The organism is Sphaerotilus sulfidivorans (genome assembly GCF_013426975.1).
GTDB lineage: Bacteria > Pseudomonadota > Gammaproteobacteria > Burkholderiales > Burkholderiaceae_C > Sphaerotilus > Sphaerotilus sulfidivorans.
Genome location: NZ_JACCPY010000004.1, coordinates 171,722 through 193,704 on the forward strand (window position 1 = coordinate 171,722; position 21,983 = coordinate 193,704).

The 21,983-nt window shown below is 67.0% G+C and carries 16 protein-coding genes; 5 read left to right on the top strand and 11 right to left on the bottom strand.

Going from position 1 to position 21,983, the window contains the following annotated elements; all coding sequences use genetic code 11:
• Window positions 1-8: 8 nt before the first annotated feature.
• The 4 genes from HZU84_RS04095 to HZU84_RS04110 form a co-directional block, all read right to left on the bottom strand.
• Window positions 9-767: a 3D domain-containing protein gene (locus tag HZU84_RS04095; protein ID WP_149502434.1), complete on the bottom strand. Its 759-nt coding sequence runs from the start codon at window positions 765-767 to the stop codon at window positions 9-11.
• A 58-nt stretch (window positions 768-825) separates the two neighbouring features.
• Window positions 826-1,596, bottom strand: a complete 771-nt coding sequence (locus tag HZU84_RS04100) for a hypothetical protein (RefSeq protein WP_149502435.1) — start codon at window positions 1,594-1,596, stop codon at window positions 826-828.
• Window positions 1,597-1,653: 57 nt separating this feature from the next.
• Window positions 1,654-2,241, bottom strand: a complete 588-nt coding sequence (locus HZU84_RS04105) for a YiiX/YebB-like N1pC/P60 family cysteine hydrolase (RefSeq protein ID WP_149502436.1) — start codon at window positions 2,239-2,241, stop codon at window positions 1,654-1,656.
• A 472-nt stretch (window positions 2,242-2,713) separates the two neighbouring features.
• Window positions 2,714-5,719: an N-6 DNA methylase gene (locus tag HZU84_RS04110; protein ID WP_149502437.1), complete on the bottom strand. Its 3,006-nt coding sequence runs from the start codon at window positions 5,717-5,719 to the stop codon at window positions 2,714-2,716.
• A gap of 216 nt (window positions 5,720-5,935) precedes the next feature.
• Between HZU84_RS04110 and HZU84_RS04115 the strand changes: the two genes are divergently transcribed.
• Together HZU84_RS04115 and HZU84_RS04120 are read left to right on the top strand one after the other, a co-directional pair.
• Window positions 5,936-7,327, top strand: a complete 1,392-nt coding sequence (locus HZU84_RS04115; RefSeq protein WP_149502438.1) for an HlyD family secretion protein — start codon at window positions 5,936-5,938, stop codon at window positions 7,325-7,327.
• Window positions 7,328-7,335: 8 nt separating this feature from the next.
• On the top strand, window positions 7,336-9,537 hold the full coding sequence (locus HZU84_RS04120) for a peptidase domain-containing ABC transporter (protein ID WP_149502439.1): 2,202 nt from the start codon (window positions 7,336-7,338) through the stop codon (window positions 9,535-9,537).
• A gap of 111 nt (window positions 9,538-9,648) precedes the next feature.
• On the opposite strand, the gene HZU84_RS04125 is transcribed toward HZU84_RS04120, so the two are convergent.
• The 3 genes from HZU84_RS04125 to HZU84_RS04135 all read right to left on the bottom strand — a co-directional run bounded on the left by HZU84_RS04125 (window position 9,649) and on the right by HZU84_RS04135 (window position 11,718).
• Entirely contained in the window at window positions 9,649-9,795 is a 147-nt protein-coding gene (locus HZU84_RS04125; protein ID WP_180692784.1) for a hypothetical protein, read from the bottom strand.
• 233 nt (window positions 9,796-10,028) lie between these two features.
• Entirely contained in the window at window positions 10,029-10,850 is an 822-nt protein-coding gene (locus tag HZU84_RS04130; protein ID WP_180692785.1) for a diacylglycerol/lipid kinase family protein, read from the bottom strand.
• Between the two features lie 19 nt (window positions 10,851-10,869).
• Window positions 10,870-11,718, bottom strand: a complete 849-nt coding sequence (locus HZU84_RS04135) for a 3-hydroxybutyryl-CoA dehydrogenase (protein WP_149502441.1) — start codon at window positions 11,716-11,718, stop codon at window positions 10,870-10,872.
• Window positions 11,719-11,916: 198 nt separating this feature from the next.
• Here HZU84_RS04135 and HZU84_RS04140 point away from each other — a divergent pair, with 198 nt between their 5' ends.
• Window positions 11,917-14,778, top strand: a complete 2,862-nt coding sequence (locus HZU84_RS04140; RefSeq protein WP_149502442.1) for a valine--tRNA ligase — start codon at window positions 11,917-11,919, stop codon at window positions 14,776-14,778.
• Here the strand turns inward: HZU84_RS04140 and HZU84_RS04145 are convergent.
• Window positions 14,729-15,745, bottom strand: a complete 1,017-nt coding sequence (locus HZU84_RS04145; RefSeq protein ID WP_149502443.1) for an NAD(P)-dependent oxidoreductase — start codon at window positions 15,743-15,745, stop codon at window positions 14,729-14,731. The genes HZU84_RS04140 and HZU84_RS04145 overlap by 50 nt on opposite strands.
• 191 nt (window positions 15,746-15,936) lie before the next feature.
• On the opposite strand from HZU84_RS04145, the gene galU reads away from it, so the two are divergent.
• Window positions 15,937-16,806 (top strand): UTP--glucose-1-phosphate uridylyltransferase GalU, encoded by an 870-nt coding sequence (galU, locus tag HZU84_RS04150; RefSeq protein ID WP_180692786.1) that lies wholly within the window; start codon window positions 15,937-15,939, stop codon window positions 16,804-16,806.
• 46 nt (window positions 16,807-16,852) lie between these two features.
• Here the strand turns inward: galU and HZU84_RS04155 are convergent, their stop codons facing one another.
• From HZU84_RS04155 to HZU84_RS04165, 3 genes are all read right to left on the bottom strand, one after another.
• Entirely contained in the window at window positions 16,853-17,107 is a 255-nt protein-coding gene (locus HZU84_RS04155; RefSeq protein ID WP_149502444.1) for a sulfurtransferase TusA family protein, read from the bottom strand.
• A 46-nt stretch (window positions 17,108-17,153) separates the two neighbouring features.
• Window positions 17,154-19,196: a polyphosphate kinase 1 gene (gene ppk1, locus HZU84_RS04160; protein WP_244954399.1), complete on the bottom strand. Its 2,043-nt coding sequence runs from the start codon at window positions 19,194-19,196 to the stop codon at window positions 17,154-17,156.
• An 86-nt stretch (window positions 19,197-19,282) separates the two neighbouring features.
• Entirely contained in the window at window positions 19,283-20,806 is a 1,524-nt protein-coding gene (locus tag HZU84_RS04165; RefSeq protein WP_149502446.1) for a Ppx/GppA phosphatase family protein, read from the bottom strand.
• A 111-nt stretch (window positions 20,807-20,917) separates the two neighbouring features.
• Between HZU84_RS04165 and HZU84_RS04170 the strand changes: the two genes are divergently transcribed.
• Window positions 20,918-21,826 carry a dienelactone hydrolase family protein gene (locus tag HZU84_RS04170; protein ID WP_149502447.1) on the top strand — a complete coding sequence of 303 codons (909 nt, stop codon included), beginning with the start codon at window positions 20,918-20,920 and terminating at the stop codon, window positions 21,824-21,826.
• The last annotated feature ends 157 nt before the right edge of the window (window positions 21,827-21,983 follow it).

Consider the following 21,983-nt stretch of genomic DNA (forward strand, 5'->3'; position numbering starts at 1 on the left):
TCAATGTGTCATTTCTTATGCTGATCAGTAAGTTGCTTAACTATCTCCTTGTCTGAGATCGTTATGGCGCTGAACTTTAAACTTTCATCGCTCCGCACAAAACCAGGAAAACAATTCTTGCTTGATATCCCGCAAAATACATCAACGTGCTGACCTTTGATCGCGCCGCCTGTGTCTCCAGCAAAGAAATATCCATCATGCTTTGCGGTCATGCCTGTTGGTAGTTGAATCTCGATTCCGCGTGCCGCGGGGATATATATGACGCTGCCGTAGGGCAGTGTCTTTCTATCGACAGCGATTGTCCGAAAAGGAACCAGTCGATAACCTTTGACGCCATCACCGAAAGTGCCGTTTGCCTTCGTGAAAAATGATTTACCCACTCCAGTTATCCATGGTTTTTTCAGCGGGTTGATCCTCAAGACGGCGGCGCAATCCACATTATTTTTGCTGCCGACGCCGCCATAATTTAGCGTCCGAGGTTCGCCGTTGAAGTCGACTTGTACAGTTCCTTCTATTGCAGCAAGGCACCAGTCCCTGGGTGAGACCTTGTCAGAAAGTGCTGTTCCGGTCTTGTCCTGGAATGGAATACCGGTTGGTGTGCTGGGGGCCGCATGCACAAAGTAGTGGGTTGCCCAGAGTTGCAGTTGTTTGCCTGCCTCTGCCGAAGGTGGTGGCAACGAGAAGTCCGATGAGCTTTGTCCAGCACTTGTGGTTGCATGGGACAAGGTGATCGCAAGGCACAGATATTTCAGTATCGTCGGCAGCATGATTTTTACTTTGGAACGGGAATTTTGGAATGTTGGTTTGATGTGGCTTTGCCAACTGTCAATCAGCTCGCCACGGAGGAAATTCCCTGAACTTCCCTAGTTGCTCAGAAAATTGCTTTTCAAGCTGGGAATACGATCCGGTCAAGCCGTACAGCTCGGATGAGACCCCCCATACCACGCGAGACCCTCTGATGATTTCCATGATGTGCTCATCTAGCGCAGCAGCGTCGACCTCCTGGTGGCGCTCTGACAATCGGCGAGGCAGTGACCACCGATCCCAGAAAACGGAGCGGCCGTTCTGAATCAGTCGCCTTGCCAAGCCGAAAGCTTGTTCTGTACCATCCTGAATTCTGTAACTGATGAAATCTGGGGCCATCTGCTCTATGGCTGTGGCGTGATCAATCAGGCAGCGTGGATTGAAAATTTCCCGAGGGAATCGCAGGGCTTGCCCTACGGTCTGTTGATTTGCACTGAGCAATGGTTGTATTTTTCGAGCCGCGTTCGTGGTGCTTATCTTGCTGACCAAGGTACTTGCGTCATAGAGCGGATACCACCTTGATTCGATGCCGGCATCAAATCGGTATCTTCCTGGCATGTTGTTGTTCTTGTCGATCTTGGCGACTTCTATTTTTCCGTCGAGAGACGGTGGAAAATTTCCCCACGGGCTTGAGAGTTGGGAAAATAACCAAATAGTGTCTCCCTGCTCTATTTTTGCAGCTACTCCGGAATTGATGGCTATTGAGTGATAGACAGGGTTGATGAAGCCTTCTTCGGGGGATTGGTGTGCAGCGTATTCAGGTGAAGTAGGCTCAGTATCATGAAGGTGCATGACTCTGCGCTTGACATAGTGTGCGAAGTGGTGCATTTCCAGTTTGATGATCGATTGTTATCTGAATCTTCCGAGGAACGCTACCTTCGAATCTCGCCATATCTCTTCCGGACTGATGAACTTGTTTTCGTTATAAGCGAACGATCGTCCGGCCTTGAAAAAACACTCGTACACTAACTCGGAGCAGATGTATTCTCGGTCCCTTTCCAGCTTCCCGATTTTCAACGCAATCCGGGCGATGATTTTTGAAACTTCGTCCTTGTCATATGGTCGGGTAAGTTCGTCGATGCCGAATTTTGCGATAGGCGCGATTTCGGATGGAGCGAAATCATTGATCCTGGCCACCACGAGTCTGCCCTTGTAAGGTGCTCCATTATCATAGTCATCGGTGTATTTGGACAGCGGGACAAAGCGAACCCCCATGTCTTCAACGCTTTCCAGCAGCAGAACTCGGTCAATCTCTTCTATTTTGAAGATGATGCCAATGTGGCTCCATGGGCTTTTGGTTACCTTCTGGATTGCTTGGGAGACAAGGTAGTCTCCGGAAGCAAACAGAAGATCACCAGTCCGCAGGCCGGCGCGGAGGACGCTGTATTCGGTGACTGGCAGTCCAGCAACTGCACTTTTGCTCAGGTGTTCAGCCATTTTTCTCTCGCTATGGCGTTGCAGAAAACATGCCGCTTGATTTTTTATCAAGTGGGAAGATCAGTCATCCTCAACTTGTAGGATGGATTGCGATCACCGCTCAGGGACTGCTCCTGGAGATATTTCTGGCTGTTCGAGAAGCGATGCGCACTTGAGCCCTTGCCTCCAATATAAGTACCTTTACGCATACCCAAAGCCCAACCCGGTACCTTTTGTTCTCAGATCAAAAGCCCTTTCGTTTTCGCGGACAAATGCAAAAAACGTGAAATTTGTCACATTGCGAATGTGGAAAATTTCACGCAAAAGTGCTAATGCAAGCGAAAGCCCAACACCGCCAACGCGGGCGGTGTTCAGTTCATTGAGGGGATTTTTTGATCCAGATCCATGCATTCACATGGTGGAATCTCGCGGCGAGCGAGTGACGCCGCGTGGTGCGCCAAGCCGGTGCATTCCGGCCTGGCGGGTAGTTTGGTCAGATCAATCGAACCCGGCCGCTCAACAGCTCTTGCATCATCCCTTGCTTGATGAGGCGGGTTTTTTCTCGGCGGGCTTCGAGGGCAATGATCTCGGCGTCAATGTCTGCAAGCGCGGAGGTGATATTTTTTTGCTCATTCGTCGGGGGAACTTGGACTTTTAATCCGGCAAGAGTTTTTTGATTCAGGTTCACCATCGTTGAACCGACTGATGTTTCTTCTATTGCTGAAATGATCCTTGGTGTTGTCAATAATCGCTGAAGGAACTCTGGACTTATTTCGCTACTGCATCGAATTATCATGGAACCAGTACCGCATAACCATCCGCTGTGCTCTGCACGAATGACTGCACATCGTCCCATGTCGCCTCTTCGGCCGATAATTATTTCCCCTTGTTTGAGACGAAAATCACTTAGCCGGTGAGCCGCATTTTCAGTGATTGTCATATCCTCACTTGGTAATAATTTCCCATCAAAAATATGCATAGGATTTATTATTGGTATGCCGCTTGAAACGTAGTCGGATTTGTGTAGAGCACTACCAAATGGTCCTGTTCGGAACTTTGCTTTATCTCCCAATGTATGGATGGACCATTCCCCAGGTATTTGACCTAAATCTGTCTTGTGGGTTGTTTTTTGCACCAAATTAGAGTGCATCGCTTTGAGGTGCCGATCAACTTGACACGACACTTTAGAAAGTTCCTCGATCAGCGTTGGCAACGGCACCGCATACCGCTCCCCCAATTCCCGCACCCGCCCCGTCAACCCCTGCGACACCCGATCCAGCTCCGACTGCACATCCGCCGCCAGCCGCGTCATCCACTTGTCGTCGATCACCAGCGCCCGGATCTCGTCGTCAGTCAGCGTCGCGTATTGCCGCGCGGCCTTCGTCTCCAGCGCCTTGCGGGCGTCCTTGATGCGCCGCCCCGCGTCGGCTTCCTGGTCGTTCAGTGCCAGCCACGCCTCCAACTGCACCCGCTCGTCCGCCGCCCCCGGATCGCCCTTGACCGCCTTCAGCCGCGCCTTGACGCTCGCCGCCGTCAGCTTGCCCTTGTCCGTGCGTGCCTCGTTCAGCAGCCCGTCCTCGCCGCCGTGTTCCTCTTCCAGTTCCTCCAGCCGCCGCGTGAACCCGTCGCGCACCGTCTCCAGCGCCGCCACCCGCGCCGCGTCCGCCGCGAAATACCGCGCCACCACCAGCGCCATCGGAATCAGGCCCGCGTTCGGCTGCGCCCGCCAGCCGTCCTGGACGATCTGCGCCACGTCGTCCTGCATCACCTCGTCCCAGTAGTCCATCAGGTGCTGGTACACGTCATAGGCGTCGATCAGCGGCGCCCCCTCGAACCGCGCCAGGATCGACTCCCCCAGTTCGCGCACCAGCGCCCGCGCCGAGTCGCCCACCGCCAGCGCCCGCAGCCCCGCCGTGCTCTCCGCACGCCACGCCGCAAACCGCCCGCTCACCGTCGCATTGAACGCCGCGAACTCCGCATGGCCGAAGATCGCCGCCCGGATCTCCGCCGCCGGCACCTTCAGCCGCACATGCCCCGGCCGCCCCGCCAGATCCTCGAACAAGGCCGCCCGCACCCCCGGAAACACCGCCCAGTAAGGCTGCAGCGCGTCGATGTCCCGCCGCGGAATGCCGCCGCGCAGGTGCGCCTCGATGTCCTGCAAGTCCTCCGGCTCGCTGCCGTCGATGTAGCGCGGGATGTTCAGGTTCCAGTCGTTGGCCTCGATCTCCGCCAGCGGCACCCGGCGCGCATACCGCGGCGCCTCGACTTGGCGCGTCACGACGTCCACGATGCGGTGGATGTCCTGCGCCCGCAGCCGGTTCTTGTTGCCGTCCTTGCGAAAGCCCCGGCTCGCATCGACCACGAACACGCTGTCCCGCGTCGCCGCCTGTGACTTGTCCAGCACCAGGATGCAGGCCGGGATACCGGTGCCGTAGAACAGGTTCGCCGGCAGCCCGATCAGCGTCTGGATGAAGCCCTGTTTCAGCAGCCGCTGCCGGATCAGCCCCTCCGCGCCACCCCGGAACAGCACCCCGTGCGGCAGGATCACCGCCGCCCGCCCGGTGCTCTTCAACACCTTCAGGATGTGCAGCAGGAAAGCGTAATCGCCGTTCTTCTCCGGCGGCACGCCATACACGAAGCGGCCGAACTCATCGTCCTGCGGCTGCAGCCCGTTGCTCCACGCCTTGCTGGAGAAGGGCGGATTGGCCACTACATAGTCAAACGTCTTCAACTGCCCCGCCGCATCGCGGAACTGCGGCGACGACAGCGTGTTGCCCTTCTCGATCGCGCCGGTGGTGCAGTCGTGCAGGATCATGTTCATCTTGGCCAGCGCGCTGGTGGCGTTGTCCATTTCCTGCCCGTAGAGCGTCAGCCCGTGCGGCGCCTCGGCCGCCACCTTCAGCAACAGCGAGCCGGAGCCGCAGGTCGGGTCGTGCGCGCTTTTGGAGGCCGGCGTGTCCGCCCCGATGCCCAGCAGCCGCGCCATCACGGTCGACACCTCGGCGGGCGTGTAGAACTGGCCCTTGCTCTTGCCGCTCTCGGTGGCGAAGTGGCGCATCAGGAACTCGTAGGCGTCGCCGAGCAGGTCATCGCCCTCGGCCCGGTTGCCGCTGAAGTCCAGCCCCGGCGCGTTGAAGATGCCGATCAGGTTCGAGAGCCGATCGACCATCTCCCGGCCCTTGCCGAGCTTGTCCGGGTCGTTGAAGTCCACCAGCGTGATCACGCCGGTCAGGTCGTTTTCCTCCGCCAGCGCGGCGATTGCCTTGTTCAGCTTGTCGCCGATTTCCTTGTCGCCCTTGAGCGCCACCAGGTCATGGAAGCGGCTGCCCTCGGGCACGAAGATCTGTCCGTCCGGATCACCCGCATACCGGTCGCTGACGTACTTCATGAACAGCAGCACCAGCACATAGTCCTTGTACTGGCTGGCGTCCATGCCGCCGCGCAGCTCATCGCAGCTCTTCCACAGCGATGCATACAGTTCTGATTTCTTGACGGCCATCTTGGTCCCGGTTGGCTGAAAACGCGGGGCGGAGCGTACCTTGCCTGGTGCATTCGCTGTGTCCGTCGGGAACGTCAGCCGAGGCAAGGAAGGCGGTCGCTCGGGGCCCGACAAACCGCATCGTTCCTGCCGGATCCGGTGCCCGCGGTCAGGGGGGCGATGGCGTCGCGCGGCGCGTGATGGTTACGATGTGTATCCCATTGTTTCCATCCGAAGATGCCCCGCGCTGCCGCCCCGCCCGCCGACGATGACGATTCCGGCTTTCCCGCGACGATCCAGGAGCCGCTGCCCGGCGTCGCGGCGTCTTCCTCCGACGAGGACGACGACAGCCCGCTGTTCCGCCCCGAGGTGATGGCCGGACGGCGTCCGCGTCTGGCGGGCGAGGTGCTGCTGGGCGCGCGGCCGCTGTGGAATGCGGTCACGCTGATCGCGCTGCTGCTGGCCGGCGCGCTGGTGCTGCTGGTCGCGCAGGGCAGCTACACCCGGCGTGCCACCGTCGGTGGCCAGCTGGTGCCGGTGCAGGGCGTGATGCGCATCGTGGCGCCGCAGGGCGCCACCGTCATCGAGCAGCGGGTGCGCGAGGGCCAGCCGGTGCGCCGCGGCGAGGTGCTCTATGTGCTGGGCACCGACCGGCCGGCCGGCGCCGAGACGGTCGCCGGCTACCAGGCGCAGATCAGCGGCAGCATCGCGCAGCGCCGCGAGCTGCTCGAGGCCGAGCGCCGCCGCACCGTCGAGTCGCTGGAGGCCGACATCGGCGCGCTGCAGCGCCGGGTGAGCGCGATGGGCGCCGAGCGCGGCCAGATCAGCCAGCAGCAGACCGAGCAGCGTCGCCGCGTCGCGCTGGCCGAGGAGAGCGCGCAGCGCCAGCGCCTGCTGTTCGAGCAGGGCCTGGTGACCCGCGAGGCCTGGCAGGAGCGCGAGCGCGATCTCTCCGACCAGCGCCAGCGCCTGCAGGCGCTCGGACGCGATGCGCTGGCGCTGGCGCGCGAGCAGGCGCAGGTCGAGCAGCAGCTCGACCAGGCCCGCGCCGCGCGCCAGACCCGCGAGCAGTCGATCGAGCGTGAGCTGGCGCTGCTGGGCGAGCAGCTGGCCGACGCCGAGGCGCGCCGGCGCATCGTCATCACCGCGCCGCAGGACGGGCGCGCGACGCTGCTGCAGGGCGCGCCCGGCACGACGGTCGACGCGGTGCGCCCGCTGCTGGTGCTGGTGCCCGACGACACGACGCTGCAGGCGGTGCTGTATGCGCCCAGCCGCACCGTCGGCTTCGTGCGGCCCGGCACGCCGGTCTGGCTGCGCCATGAGGCCTTTCCGTACCAGAAGTTCGGCCACCAGCGCGGCGAGGTGGTGGCGGTGTCGACCTATCCGGCGGGTCTGGACGACCAGCTCGGCCTGGCCAGCTTCGCGCCGGATGCCGCGGGCGCCGGGGCCAGCGCGGAACCGCTCTATGCGATCACCGTGCGGCTGGAGCGTCAGGTCTTCCCGGCGCAGGCGAGCGCGCCGCTGCGCCCGGGCCTGCGGGTGCAGGCCGATCTGATGATGGAGCAGCGCCGGCTGTGGGAATGGATGCTCGAGCCGCTGCTGACCGCGGCCAAGGCGGTGAAGGCGTGAGAGAGAACATGGACACCCAGAACTCCGGAGCGGGCAAGGCGCAGCTGCTGATCGACAGCCTGCGCATCGCGCTGGCGATGCGCTCGCGCGTGCCGGTGGTGCTGCAGACCGAGGCGGCCGAGTGCGGCCTGGCCTGCCTGGCCATGGTGCTGGGCCATTTCGGGGTGCGCACCGACCTGCTGGCGCTGCGCCGCCGCCATGCGGTGTCGCTGTCGGGCATGAGCCTGGGTGGGCTGGTGACGGTGGCCGCGGCAGAGCATCTGGCCTCGCGCGCGCTGCGGCTGGAGGTCGACGAGCTGGTGCAGCTGCGCCGGCCCTGCATCCTGCACTGGGACCTGAGCCACTTCGTCGTGCTGAAGGAGGCCGACGCCCGCGGCGCGGTCATCCTGGACCCGGCGCGGGGCGAGCGCCGGGTGAGCCGGCGCGAGCTGTCGGAGCATTTCACCGGCGTGGCGCTGGAGCTGTGGCCCGCCGAGGGCTTCCGGCCGCGGACCGAGCGCACCCGCGTCACGCTGCCACGGCTGATCGGCCAGGTGCGCGGCGGCGGCGCGATGCTGGCGCGGCTGCTGGCGCTGTCGCTGGCGCTGGAGGTGTTCGCGCTGGCGCATCCGCAGTTCACCCAGTGGGTGACCGACCAGGTGCTGCTGTCGCGCGACCATGAGCTGCTGACGCTGCTCGGCCTGGGCTTCGTGCTGATCACCGTGACCGAGCAGGGCCTGGCGCTGCTGCGCGGCTGGCTGCTGGCGGCGGTGTCGGCCTCGCTGAAGCTGCAGTGGCGCAGCAATGTGCTGCAGCATCTGCTCGATCTGCCGGTGGCCTGGTTCCAGAAGCGCCACCTGGGCGACGTGATCTCGCGCTTCCAGTCGATCGACCACATCCAGCAGGTGCTGACCACCACCTTCGTCGAGGCCACGCTCGACGGGGTGATGGCGCTGTTCGCGCTCGGGCTGATGCTGATGTACAGCCCCAAGCTGGCCGGCGTGGCGGTGCTGGCGGTGCTGCTGTACACGCTGCTGCTGGTGCTGATCTTCCGGCCGCTGCTGCGCGCGCGCGAGGAGGAGATCGTGCGCGAGGCCACCCAGTCCTCGCATGTGCTGGAGTCGGTGCGCGGCGTGCGGGCGCTCAAGCTCTTCGGCCGTCAGGCCGAGCGGCGTGCGCACTGGCAGTCGCTGCTGGCGGCCGAGCTCAATGCCGGCCTGCGGGTGCAGGCGCTGCAGCTGGTGCGCAGCATCGGCCGCAGCCTGTTCTCCGGCCTGTCGACGGTGGCCATCCTGTGGATGGGCGCGCAGGCGGTGCTCGCGGGCGAACTGACGCTGGGCATGCTGCTGGCCTTCATCGCCTACCGCACCCAGTTCGACGGCCGCATGACCGACCTGGTGATGAAGCTGCTGGAGCTGCGCCTGCTGCGCCTGGACGCCGAGCGTCTGGCCGACATCGTGCTCACGCCCACCGAGACCGAGGAGCAGGACGGCCGCGCCCCGCAGGGCCTGCCGCCGCCGGGCGCAGGCCAGCCGCTCGACATCCGCTGCCAGGGCCTGCGCTTTCGCTATTCCGACCATGAGCCCTTTGTCATCGACGGCCTGGATCTGGTGATTCCCGAGGGCCAGTGCGTGGCCGTCGTGGGGCCCTCGGGCGGCGGCAAGAGCACGCTGGTCAACCTGCTGCTGGGCGATCTCAGGCCGGTCGAGGGCGAGATCCGCGTCGCCGGCGTGCCGCTGGCGCGCATCGGCCGCACGCCCTGGCGCGCCTGCGTCGGCGCGGTGATGCAGGACGATGCGCTCTTCGCCGGCACGCTGGCCGAGAACATCGCCTTCTTCGACCCGCAGCCCGACCTGGCGCGCATCGGCCTGTGCGCCGAGCTGGCGGCGATCCGCGACGACATCGAGGCGATGCCGATGGGCCTGCACACCCTCGTCGGCGACATGGGCACGACGCTGTCGGGCGGGCAGAAGCAGCGCATCCTGCTGGCGCGTGCGCTCTACAAGGGCCCGCGGGTGCTGATCCTCGACGAGGCCACCAGCCACCTCGACGTGCAGCGCGAGGCCGGCGTCAATGCGGCGGTCGCGCGCATGGGCATCACCCGCATCGTCATCGCGCACCGCCCCGAGACGGTGGCCGCGGCCGAGCGGGTGGTGGCGCTGGAGGGCGGGCGCATCGTCTTCGACGGACCGCCGGCGGCGTGGCTGCAGCGGGTGGCCCGGCAGGGCTGAGACCGGGCCCGGGCCTGTCTGCCGGTCGATGAAAAGCACAAAGGGCCGCACGAGGCGGCCCTTGCAAGGGGTGTGAGCCGGTCGCGCCGGTTCAGCACCGCATCGGCTGCATCAGCACTTCGGCGGCTGGTGCTTGACCGGCTGGCTCGGCGGGCAGTAGCTGTAGCTCTTGGCGGCGAACAGGTGACGCAGCAGACCGCCGAACAGGAAAAAGCCGCCCGAGACCGCCTTCAGTTCTTCCTTCTTGAGTTCACGCATGATCGTTCCTTCCGTGTGGTGGTGATGAATGGTGTGGACGAGCCGAGCCGGTGCCATCCGGTGCCGGATCGGAGCGCGGTGTCCTGGGTGTTGCGCTGCGTGCAGTATTTAACGAAAAGTTACTTTTGGCAACACTCCGGCAAGGCCTGGGGCCATCGGGTGCGGGCGGGCCTCAGCACGGGGCAAGGAAGGGGTGACGTGGCGAGGCGGCGAGGCGACGCGCTGGGCCGCGCTCACCAGGTGGTGTCGGACAGGCGATGCGGGTCGAGCGTCGGCACATGCGAGCCGGTCATCTGCAGCGCGCCGGGCAGCAGCTCGGCGCGGATCTGGCGGGTGGCGGGCTGCGGCTCGCCGTCGATGAGGATGGGCATCGGCTGTGCGGCCTCGATGCGCAGGCGCAGCGCGGGGCGGGCCGGCGGCCGCGCCGCGGGGTGCAGCAGGCGCTGCCAGAGCGGGCGCTGCGGCTCGTCGAGCAGATGCAGCAGCGCGTCGTCGATCAGCACCGGGGCGATGCGATCAGGCGCATCGCGGTCGGCCGGCGGCGGGGTGGCGTTGCACAGGCGCAGGCGCCGCACCGGCTGCGGCAGCGCGACGCGGTGCTGGTCGATCCACAGCGACAGCGGCTGACCGGCCTCGATCCGCACCAGTCCGGCGAAATGCAGCACCGCCGCGTCGGTCTCGATCAGGCCGATGTCGACCGCGGCGGTCGGTGCATGCAGCGCATGCAGCAGGGCCTGGCGCCAGTCGAGCTGGTCGAGGTGCAGGCTGCAGGCCACCTCGTTGTGCTGACCTGCCGGCACCAGGCCGACCCGCAGACCGCCCTTGAGCAGCGCCGGCAGCATCGCGTGCAGCGTGCCGTCGCCGCCGATCAGCGCGATGCGGGTGCGCGGCGCCAGGATGCTCAGCCGCGCCCGGGCCTCGGTCACGCTGGCGGCGCTCAGCAGCGGCACGCCGGGGGCATGGCGCGCCAGCCAGTCGGCCACCGGGTGGCGCAGCTCGCCGGCCCGGCCCCGCGCGGCCAGCGCATTGAGCAGCACGACAGCCGGCGGCGCCACGATGCGGCCGCCCCGGTCTTCAGTAGCTGTAGACGCCGCGGCCGGTCTTGCGACCCAGCCAGCCGGCGGCCACATATTCCTTCAGCAGCGGGCAGGGACGGTACTTGGAGTCGTTGAACTCCTGCATGTAGACGTTCATCACCGCCAGGCAGACATCCAGGCCGATCATGTCGGCCAGCGCCAGCGGGCCGATCGGCTGGTTGCAGCCCAGCTTCATGCCGGCGTCGATGTCCTCCGGCGAGGCCAGGCCTTCGGCCAGCACGAAGAAGGCCTCGTTGATCATCGGCACCAGGATGCGGTTGACGACGAAGCCCGGCGCGTTCTTCACCGTGATCGGCGTCTTGCCCAGGCGGGTGGACAGCTCGTGCACCGCGGCGTGGGTGGCGTCCGAGGTCTGCAGGCCGCGGATGATCTCGACCAGCGCCATCATCGGCACCGGGTTGAAGAAGTGCATGCCGATGAAGCGGTCGGCGCGCTGGGTCTTGGCGGCCAGCTGGGTGATCGAGATCGAGCTGGTGTTGGTGGCGACGATCACCTCCGGCGCCAGCAGCGCGTCGAGCTGGCCGAGGATCTTGATCTTCAGCGCCTCGTTCTCGGTGGCGGCCTCGATGACCAGCTGCGCGGCCTTCAGGTCGTCGTAGCTGGTCGAGGGCTTGATGCGGGCCAGCGCGGCGGCCTTCTGCTCGGCGGTGAGCTTCTCCTTCTTGATCAGGCGGTCGAAGCTGCCGGCGACGGTGGCCAGGCCCTTCTGGACCGCCGCCTCGCTGATGTCGACCATGACGACGTCGAGACCGGCCTGCGCGCAGACCTGCGCGATGCCGTTGCCCATGGTGCCGGCGCCGATGATGCCGACGGTCTGGATGCTCATGTGGGTGCTCCGGGAAAGGTGAGGGGGATGAAGGGGCTCGGACAGAGGGGTCCGAAAAAAGAACGGTCGTTCGATTCTGCCTGAGGCCGCTCACGCCGGCCTGACGCCAGTCACTCTTCTTAGAATCATGCCCTTGTCCGCGCCTGACCGCGAGCGCCGTGCGCATGCGGCCAGCGGACCCGATCACCCGTGCCCACCATGACCGACGCCCTCAACGCCCTGTCCAAATCGTTCGAACCGTCCCCCATCGAGGCCCGCTGGGCGCCGCAGTGGGAGGCCAGCGGCGTCTACGCGCCGACGCTCGATCCGAGCAAGCCGTCGTTCTGCATCCAGCTGCCGCCGCCCAATGTCACCGGCACGCTGCACATGGGCCACGCGTTCAACCAGACGATCATGGACTCGCTGGCGCGCTACCACCGCATGTCGGGCGACAACACGCTGTGGGTGCCCGGCACCGACCACGCCGGCATCGCCACGCAGATCGTCGTCGAGCGCCAGCTGCAGGGCCAGGGCGTCAGCCGCCACGACCTGGGCCGCAAGAACTTCGTCGCCAAGGTCTGGGAGTGGAAAGCACAGTCCGGTGCCACCATCACCCAGCAGATGCGCCGCATGGGCGACTCGGTGAGCTGGTCGCACGAGTACTTCACGATGGACGAGAAGCTCTCGAAGGTCGTCACCGAGACCTTCGTGCGCCTGCATGAGGAAGGCCTGATCTACCGCGGCAAGCGCCTGGTGAGCTGGGACCCGATCCTGAAGTCCGCCGTCTCCGACCTGGAAGTCGAGAGCGAGGAGGAGAACGGCTCGCTGTGGCACATCCGCTACCCGGTCGACGGCTCGGACGAGTCGCTGGTGGTGGCGACGACCCGCCCCGAGACGATGCTGGGCGACACCGCGGTGATGGTGCACCCGGAGGACGAGCGCTACACGCACCTGATCGGCAAGCAGGTGAAGCTGCCGATCACCGGCCGCCTGGTGCCGGTGATCGCCGACGCCTATGTCGACAAGGAATTCGGCACCGGCGTCGTCAAGGTCACGCCCGCGCACGACACCAACGACTACCAGGTCGGCCTGCGCCACGGCCTGCCGATGCTGACCATCTTCGATCTGGAGGCGAAGGTCAGCGCGCACGAGGCCGCTGACATCCCGACTGAATACGTCGGCGTGGATCGCTTCGTCGCGCGCAAGCAGATCGTCGCTGCGCTGGAAGCCGACGGCCTGCTGGTGGAAGTGAAGCCGCACAAGCTGATGGTGCCGCGCTGCGCCCGCACCGGTCAGGTGATCGAGCCGATGCTGACCGACCAGTGGTTCGTCGCGATGACCAAGGCCGGCGCCAACGGCAAGTCGATTGCCGAGGAAGCGATCGAGGCGGTGGACTCGGGCGACGTGAAGTTCGTGCCGGAGAACTGGGTCAACACCTACAACCAGTGGATGAAGAACATCCAGGACTGGTGCATCTCGCGCCAGCTCTGGTGGGGCCACCAGATCCCGGCGTGGTACGGCTCGGAGGGCCAGCTCTTCGTCGCCCGCAGCGAGGAGGAAGCCCGCGAGAAGGCTGCGGCCGCCGGCTACACCGGTGAGCTCAAGCGCGACGAGGACGTGCTCGACACCTGGTACTCGTCGGCGCTGGTGCCGTTCTCGACGCTCGGCTGGCCCGAGCAGACGATCGAGCAGGACCTGTTCCTGCCGAGCAGCGTGCTGGTGACCGGCTACGACATCATCTTCTTCTGGGTCGCCCGGATGATCATGATGACCAAGCACTTCACCGGCAAGGTGCCGTTCAAGCACGTCTACATCCACGGTCTGGTGCTGGACGCGCAGGGCAAGAAGATGTCGAAGTCGGAAGGCAATGTGCTGGATCCGGTCGACCTGATCGACGGCATCGCGCTGCCGGAGCTGCTGGACAAGCGCACCGTCGGCCTGCGCAAGCCCGAGACCGCGCCGAAGGTGCGCAAGGCCACCGAGAAGGAGTTCCCCGAGGGCATTCCGGCCTACGGCGCGGACGCGCTGCGCTTCACCTTCGCGGCGATGGCCACGCTGGGCCGCTCGGTCAACTTCGACTCCAAGCGCTGCGAGGGCTACCGCAACTTCTGCAACAAGCTCTGGAATGCCACCCGCTTCGTGCTGATGAACACGGAGGGGCAGGACTGCGGCCTGAAGGACCACACCGCCGAGGAATGCGCCACCGGCGCCTACCTGCGCTTCAGCCCGGCCGACCGCTGGATCACCGGCGAGCTGCAGCGCGTCGAGCATGCGGTCGCGCAGGGCTTCAAGGACTACCGCCTCGACAACGTCGCCAACGCGATCTACCAGTTCGTCTGGGACGAGTACTGCGACTGGTACCTGGAGATCGCCAAGGTCCAGCTGCAGGTGGCCAAGGATGCCGGCGACGAGGCCTCGGCGCGCGCCACCCGCCGCACGCTGATCCGCGTGCTGGAGACGACGCTGCGCCTGCTGCATCCGGTGGCGCCCTTCATCACCGCCGAGCTGTGGAACGGCGTGGCGGTGGTGGCCGGCCGCAAGGCGGCGGATGCCGCCGACTCGATCGTGACCGCGGCCTACCCGGTGGCGGTGCTGGAGAAGATCGATCCGGCCGCCGACGCCTGGGTCGCGCGCCTGAAGGAGATCGTCGGCGTGGTGCGTGCGCTGCGCAGCGAGATGAACCTGTCGCCGGCCGAGCGCGTGCCGCTGCTGACCTGCGGCGACGCCGATTTCGTGGCTTCGGCCGCGCCGGTGATCCGTGCGCTGGCCAAGCTGGCCGAGGTGCAGGTCATCCAGGACGAGGCCGCCTTCGCCGAGGCCAGCGCGCTCGCGCCCGTGGCGGTGCAGGGCGCGGCGCGCCTGGCGCTGAAGGTGGAGATCGATGTCGAGGCCGAGCGCGTGCGTCTGGGCAAGGAGGTCGCCCGCCTGAGCGGCGAGATCGCCAAGGCCCAGGCCAAGCTGGCCAACGAGAGCTTCGTGGCGCGTGCGCCGGCGGCCGTCGTCGAGCAGGAGCGCGCGCGGATCGCCGCGTTCAGCGAGACGCTGGCGAAGCTGCAGTCGCAGCTGCAGCGCCTGGGCTGAGCGCACCGCCCATCGGCGGCAGCACCAGCTCGCCGAGCTCGGCCGGCATCGTGACCACCCGGTCGCCGGCCGGCTTCATCCGCAGGATCTCGTCGAGCCGGCGGGCCACGCCCCAGGCACTGCGCAGCCGTGCCTCGCGGGTGTAGGCGGCCAGCCGGGGGGTCAGCACCAGGCCGCGCACCCCATGCAGCGGGTGGCCCTCGCTGCGGGTCTCCGGTCCGGCCTGGTCCATCCAGGCGGCCGTCAGGCGGCCGCTGCGCAGCACCGTGGCCAGCGCCCGGGGCTCGAACAGGTCCAGCGGCGAGACACTGGCCAGCACCAGACCGGGTCGGCAGCCGGCCAGCACCCGCTCGCCCAGCAGGCCGGCGTAGCGGGGGAAGAAGTCGAGCTGCACGCTGACCGCATCGCTGCGCGCGAACAGCTCCTGCAGCCCGACCGGCTGCACGCCCCAGCGTGCCCAGTGCGCGCTGCCGGCATGCAGGGCCGGGTCGTAGCCCAGCACCCGGGTGCCCAGCACCTGCAGCAGCTGCGCCAGCCGGCGCGCGGTGGCTCCCATGCCGACCAGCCCGACGGTGCTGTGGCCGAGTTCGCGCCCGCCGGCCGGCGCCGGCTCGCGCGGATCGGGCCGCAGCAGCGACATCAGCGCGCCGAGCAGGAACTCGGCCTCGGCCGGCGCGGCGGCATCCGCGCAGCGCACCACCTCGACACGGGCGCGCTCGCAGGCATGGAAGTCGATGCGCTCTGGCCCGCCCACCACCCGGCCGATGGCCAGCAGTCGCGGCAGTCGACCCAGCAGCCGCCGGTCGATCGCCACCGAGGCGGGCAGCATCGCCGCGCGAGCCTGCGGCAGCAGGTCTGCCAGCACCCGTGCGTCCTGCGCCAGACGGGGCGCGTGGAACACCTCATGACGCTGCTCCAGCCAGCGCAGCACCTCGGGCTCAAGCGGTTCAGCAACAAGCAGGTCCATGAAAAGCGGCAAAACGTGAAGGATCCGTAAGCTTCGATGTTAATCAGTAGCGCGATGTATTACGGTCCCCTGATCGAGCGTGGAGATGACACCATCTCATGCCAGAATTGATCGAGAAGCCGTGCTTTTGCCGGTCAATTCAACAACTTTGGCAATCCGTTCTCTTTTCTTCGCTCCAGGGGGACCTGTCCATGCAACTCGTCAAGAAAGCCATCTTTCCGGTCGCCGGTCTCGGCACCCGTTTCCTGCCGGCCACCAAGGCCCAGCCCAAGGAAATGATGCCGGTCGTCGACAAGCCGCTGATCCAGTACGCGGTGGAAGAGGCCTACGCTGCGGGCGTGCGCGAGATGATCTTCGTCACCGGCCGCCACAAGCGTGCGATCGAGGACCATTTCGACATGACCTACGAACTGGAGGTCTCGCTCGAGAACGCGCAGAAGCACGAGCTGCTGAAGGTGGTGCGCAGCATCAAGCCGAAGGACATGGAGTGCATCTACGTGCGCCAGGCGCAGGCGCTGGGCCTGGGCCATGCGGTGCTGTGCGGCCAGCGGCTGGTCGGCAACGAGCCCTTCGCGGTGCTGCTGGCCGATGACCTGATGATCGGCGAGCCGCCGGTGCTCAAGCAGATGGTCGACCAGTTCAACGACTGGCGCGCCTCCATCCTGGCGGTGCAGGAAGTGCCGGCCGAGCACACCAAGCGCTACGGCATCGTCGCCGGCACGCTGGTCAACGATCACCTGATGGATGTCAGCAACATCGTCGAGAAGCCGGCGCCTGAAGTCGCGCCGTCGCGCTGGGGCGTGGCCGGCCGCTACATCCTGACGCCGGGCGTGTTCCACGAGATCGCCACCCAGCCGCGCGGCGTCGGCGGCGAGATCCAGCTGACCGACGGCATCGCCGCGCTGCTGCGCCGCGAGAAGGTCTTCGCCTACCGCTACGAAGGCCGCCGCTACGACTGCGGCAGCAAGGATGGTTTCCTCGAGGCCAATGTCGAGCTGGCGCTGCGCCACCCCGAGCTGGGCAAGGGCTTCCGCGACTATCTGCGCAATCTCGAGATCTGAGGATCGCCGGGCCCTCGGGACCGGTCGCGGCTGCGGCCGTGCGCGCTCAGCGCCGCCGCAGCAGATGCACCATCTCGCCGTCGTCCAGCGTCTGCTGGGCCAGCAGGGCGTTGCCGGTCTGGCGGCTGAAGGCCTGGAAGTCGCGCAGCGAGCCGGGGTCGGTGGCACGCACCTTCAGCACCTGGCCGCTGTCCATGTCGGCCAGCGCCTTCTTGGCCTTCAGGATCGGCAGCGGGCAGTTCAGGCCGCGCGCGTCGACCTCGCGGTCGGCGGCGGGCAGGGTGGTGTCATCGGTGTTCATCGGTGGCCTTCTCGTCTCGATCTGCCACCGATTCTAGTTCGCGGGCTCAGCCGTGCCGCGCCACCAGCGCCTGCTGCGCGCTGAGGCCGTCCTCGCCGGCGCGGCGGTAGCGCCCGTCGGACTCGAGCACCCAGGCGTCGCGTCCGTCGTGCAGGTAGGGCACCAGGCATTCGTCGATGACCCGCTGGCGCAGTGCCGGATCGCGCACCGGCCAGGCGATCTCGATGCGGCGCAGCATGTTGCGCGTCATCCAGTCGGCGCTGCTGAGGTAGAGCGCCTCGTCGCGCTCGCTCTCGCCCCAGCGGAAATACAGCACCCGGGTGTGCTCGAGAAAGCGTCCGACCACCGAGCGCACGCGGATCTTCTCGCTGTGACCCGGCACGCCCGGCGGCAGCATGCAGGCACCGCGCACGATCAGGTCGATCTCGGCGCCGGCCTGGCCGGCCTCGAGCAGCGCCCCGATCAGCACCGGATCGGTCAGCGCGTTGAACTTGGCGACGATGCGCGCGGGCCGGCCGGCCCGCGCCGCGCCCGCCACCTTCTGCATCAGCTCGACCAGCGTCGACTGCAGATCGAAGGGCGCCACCAGCAGCCGCTTGGTGCGGTCGAGCGGATTGAGGCTGGCGAGATGGCGGAAGACCGCATCGGCGTCGGCGGTGATCTCCGGGTCGGTCGTCAGGAAGCCCAGGTCGGTGTAGAGCCGCGCGGTCTTGGAGTTGTAGTTGCCGGTCGACAGGTGGGCGTAGCGCACCATGTGGCGGCCCTCCTTGCGGGTGGCCAGCAGCAGCTTGGCGTGCGTCTTCAGCCCGACGATGCCGTAGACCACCTGCACGCCCACGCGCTCGAGCCGCTCGGCCCAGTTGATGTTGGCCTCCTCGTCGAAGCGCGCCTTCAGCTCGACCACCGCCAGCACTTCCTTGCCGCGGCGCGCCGCCTCGATCAGCAGCTCCATCAGCACCGACTCGGTGCCGGTGCGGTAGATCGTCTGCTTGATCGCCAGCACCTTCGGGTCCTCGACCGCCTCGCGCAGGAACTGCACCACCGGGTCGAAGGACTCGAAGGGCTGGTGCAGCAGGATGTCGCGCTCGGCCATGCAGTCCATGACCCGCCGACCGCGCGGCAGCTGCGCGGCCGGCCAGGTCGGCTCGTGCGGCGCGAAGCGCAGCTTCGGCGCGACCGCCAGATCGATCAGCGTGTTCATGCGCACCAGGTTGACCGGGCCGTTGACCCGGTAGAGCGCGGCCGGCGGCAGGTCGAACTGGTTCAGCAGGAACTGCGCCAGCTCGGGCGGGCAGGTGTTGACCACCTCCAGACGGATCTCGCGGCCATAGTGGCGGGTGGTGAGCTCGCTGCGCAGCGCCTGGCGCAGGTTGGTGACATCGTCCTCGTCGACATCGAGGTCGGAGTCGCGGGTCACGCGGAACTGCGAGAAGGCCAGCACCTGGCGGCCGGGAAAGAGTTCGGCCAGATGGGCGCGGATCACGCTGGTCAGCATCACGAAGGCCTGGCGGCCGTCGGTGAGCCGGTCGGGCAGCCGGATGATGCGCGGCAGCACCCGCGGCACCTTGATGATGGCGATCGAGTTCTCGCGGCCGAAGGCGTCGGCGCCGGCGAGCTGCGCGATGAAGTTCAGCGACTTGTTGGCGACCTGCGGGAAGGGATGCGCCGGGTCCAGCCCGAGCGGCATCAGCAGCGGCTGCACCTCGCGGTGGAAGAACTGCGAGACCCACTGGCGCTGCGCCTCGGTGCGGTCGGCGTGGTTGACGATGACGATGCGCTCGGCCGCCAGCGCCGGCATCACTTCCTCGTTGAAGACGCGGTACTGCTCGTCGATCAGCGCGTGCGCCTCGACGACGGCCCGGGCCAGATCCTCGTCGTCGTCGAGCTCGTCGGTCAGGCGTGCCGCCTCCAGCGCGTCGGCGAAGCGCACCTCGAAGAACTCGTCCATGTTCGACGAGACGATGCAGATGTAGCGCAGCCGCTCGAGCAGCGGCACATCCTTGCGCCGGGCCTGCGCCAGCACGCGCCGGTTGAATTCGAGGATCGAGCGCTCGCGGCTGATCAGCGCCGGAGCGCGAAAAGAGGTCATCGTGTCGGGCATCCGGCGATGCTAGGCCGGTGGCATGACAGATCTGTGACGGATTTTCGCCTGTCTGACCAGCCAGATCGACGCGTTCAGGCTCGGGGCATCTGCAGCTGCAGCGCGCCTACGCGTGCCCAGGCCTCGGCCTCGGCCGCCAGCAGATGCTGCGTGCGCGGGTGGCGCTCGCCCCAGCCGGCGGGCAGGCGCAGCTGCACCGCGCGGCCGCCGGCCGCCAGCGTCGGCAGCGGCTCGTCGGGTGCGCAGCGTGCATGGCACAGTAGCACCGCCAGCCGCAGCGCGAGCAGCTGCCAGACCAGGTCGGGCTCGGCCAGCGCGGCCTCGATCTTGCGCAGCCCGCCGCGGTGGCCCAGCACCAGATCGGCCAGCCGGCGCTGCTGCGTCTGCGAGAAGCCCGGCGCGTCCACATGCGCGATCAGGTAGGCGCTGTGGCGGTGGTGATCGTGGTGCGAGACCATCATGCCGATCTCGTGCAGCGCCGCCGCCCAGCCCAGCTCGCGCTGCAGGTCCAGCTCGGCGCGCGGCTGGACCTGGCGGTGCAGGCGCTGGGCCGTGTCCTGCACGCGGCGGGCCTGCATCGCGTCGGCGCGAAAGCGCTGCTGCAGCTCGGCCACCGTGTCGTCGCGCAGATCATGGTGGGCCGGATCTCGGTCGGCGGCCAGGCGCTCCTCCAGATCGAAGATCACGCCCTGGCGCAGCGCCCCGCGGGCGGGCTGCAGCGCCTCGATGCCGAACTGCGCCGCCAGCGCCGACAGGATGGCCAGGCCGCCGCCCAGCACCGCGCGGCGTTCCGGCTTCAGGCCGGGCAGCTCCAGCGCGTCGACGCGCCCGGCCTGCACGCAGGCGCGAATGCACCAGGCCAGGCCCTCGGGCGTGATCGCGCCGTCGCTGATGCCGGCGGCGGCCAGGATCTGCGAGACCGCGCCGGCCGTGCCCGACGAGCCCAGCGCCTCGCTCCAGTGGCGGCGCGAGAAGGTCTCCAGCGCCTCCTCGAACTCGGCGCCGGCGGCGATCTGCGCGGCGCGGAAGCGCTCCTCGGTGAACAGGCCGTCGCCGAAGTAGCGCATCGACAGGCTGACGCTGCCGATGCCGAAGGACTCGGCCTGCATCGGCACGCTGCCTGCGCCGATGATCAGCTCGGTCGAGCGTCCGCCGATGTCGATCACCAGCCGCGGGTGCGATGAGGGCTGCAGCCGCGCCACGCCCTTGTAGATCAGCCGCGCTTCCTCGCGGCCGGAGATCACCTCGACCGGATGGCCGAGCGCCTCGGCCGCGCGGGCCAGGAAGGCGTCGCGGTTGGCGGCCTCGCGCAGCGTCTGCGTCGCCACCGCGCGCAGCTGGCGCGCCGGAATGCCGGCCAGCCGGGCGCGGAAGCGCTGCAGGCAGACCAGGCCGCGCTGCGCGGCCTCCTCGCTCAGGCGACCCTCGGCATCCAGGCCGGCGCCGAGCCGCACCGTCTCCTTGAGATAGTCGATGCGGCGGTAGCGACCGCGGGTGGTCTGGCCGATCTCGAGGCGGAAGCTGTTCGAGCCGATGTCGATCGAGGCGAGAACGCCGCGCCAGGACGGCACGGAGGAAGAGGCTGACTGGGCTGGCATGCGTGAATTGTCCATGGTCTTCTCGGGGACAAGCCGGCCGTGACTGCGGTTTTTTTTGCGTCCCCGGATGCTCGCGCGGTTGCCGACAACCCCGCTCTCCAGGAGACCGACATGGCCGTGAATCCCCTTGATGACAATATGCGCCAGGACTTCGACAGCCTCGTGACGGTCGGGCCGATGCCTGCGCCCGACCGGCGCGGCTTCATGCGCACCACGCTGGGCACCGGCTTTGCCGCGGCGGTGCTGCCGGTGATGGCGCAGACGGTGGTGAAGACCCCGGCCGACGGCCTGACGGTCGGCGAGATCAGCATCGATGTGGACGGCTTCGCGATGCCGGCCTATCGCGCCGCGCCTGCGGGCGGAACCCGGCTGCCGGTCGTGCTGGTCATCAGCGAGATCTTCGGCGTGCACGAGCACATCGCCGATGTGGCGCGCCGCTTCGCCCGCCAGGGCTATCTGGCGATCGCGCCGGAGATGTTCGTGCGCCAGGGCGACGCCGGCAGCTACGGCGAGATCGCCCGGCTGCAGGCCGAGGTGATCTCGAAGGTGCCCGACGCCCAGGTGATGCGCGATCTTGATGCCACGGTGGCCTGGGCGGCCCGCAACGGCGGCGACACGGCGCGGCTCGGCCTGACCGGCTTCTGCTGGGGCGGCCGCATCACCTGGCTGTATGCCGCGCACAGCCCGCAGGTGCGGGCCGGCGTGGCCTGGTACGGCCGGCTGGTGGGCAACGCCAGTGCGCTGCAGCCGCGCCATCCGGTCGATCTGGCGGGCGAACTCAAGGCGCCGGTGCTGGGCCTGTACGGCGCGGCCGACACCGGCATCGCGCTCGACACGGTCGAGCGCATGAAGGCGGCGCTGGCGGCCGGCAGCCCGGCCGCGCAGCGCTCGGAGTTCGTCGTCTATCCCGAGGCGCCGCATGCCTTTCATGCCGACTATCGCCCCAGCTTCCGTGCCGGGCCGGCGGCCGACGGCTGGGCGCGCTGCCTGGCATGGTTCAAGGCCCAGGGCGTGGCCTGAGTGGCCGGGACCGACAGGCGTCTCGGCCGATCTGCCGATCTGGCGATCTGCTGATCCCGCTCAAGCGGGGGTGCGACGCTGGGCAGGCGAGGGGGGAGGGCGAGGCGGAGCGGCGGGCTAAACTGCCGCGCTCCCCGAACCGAACGACAACGCCTCA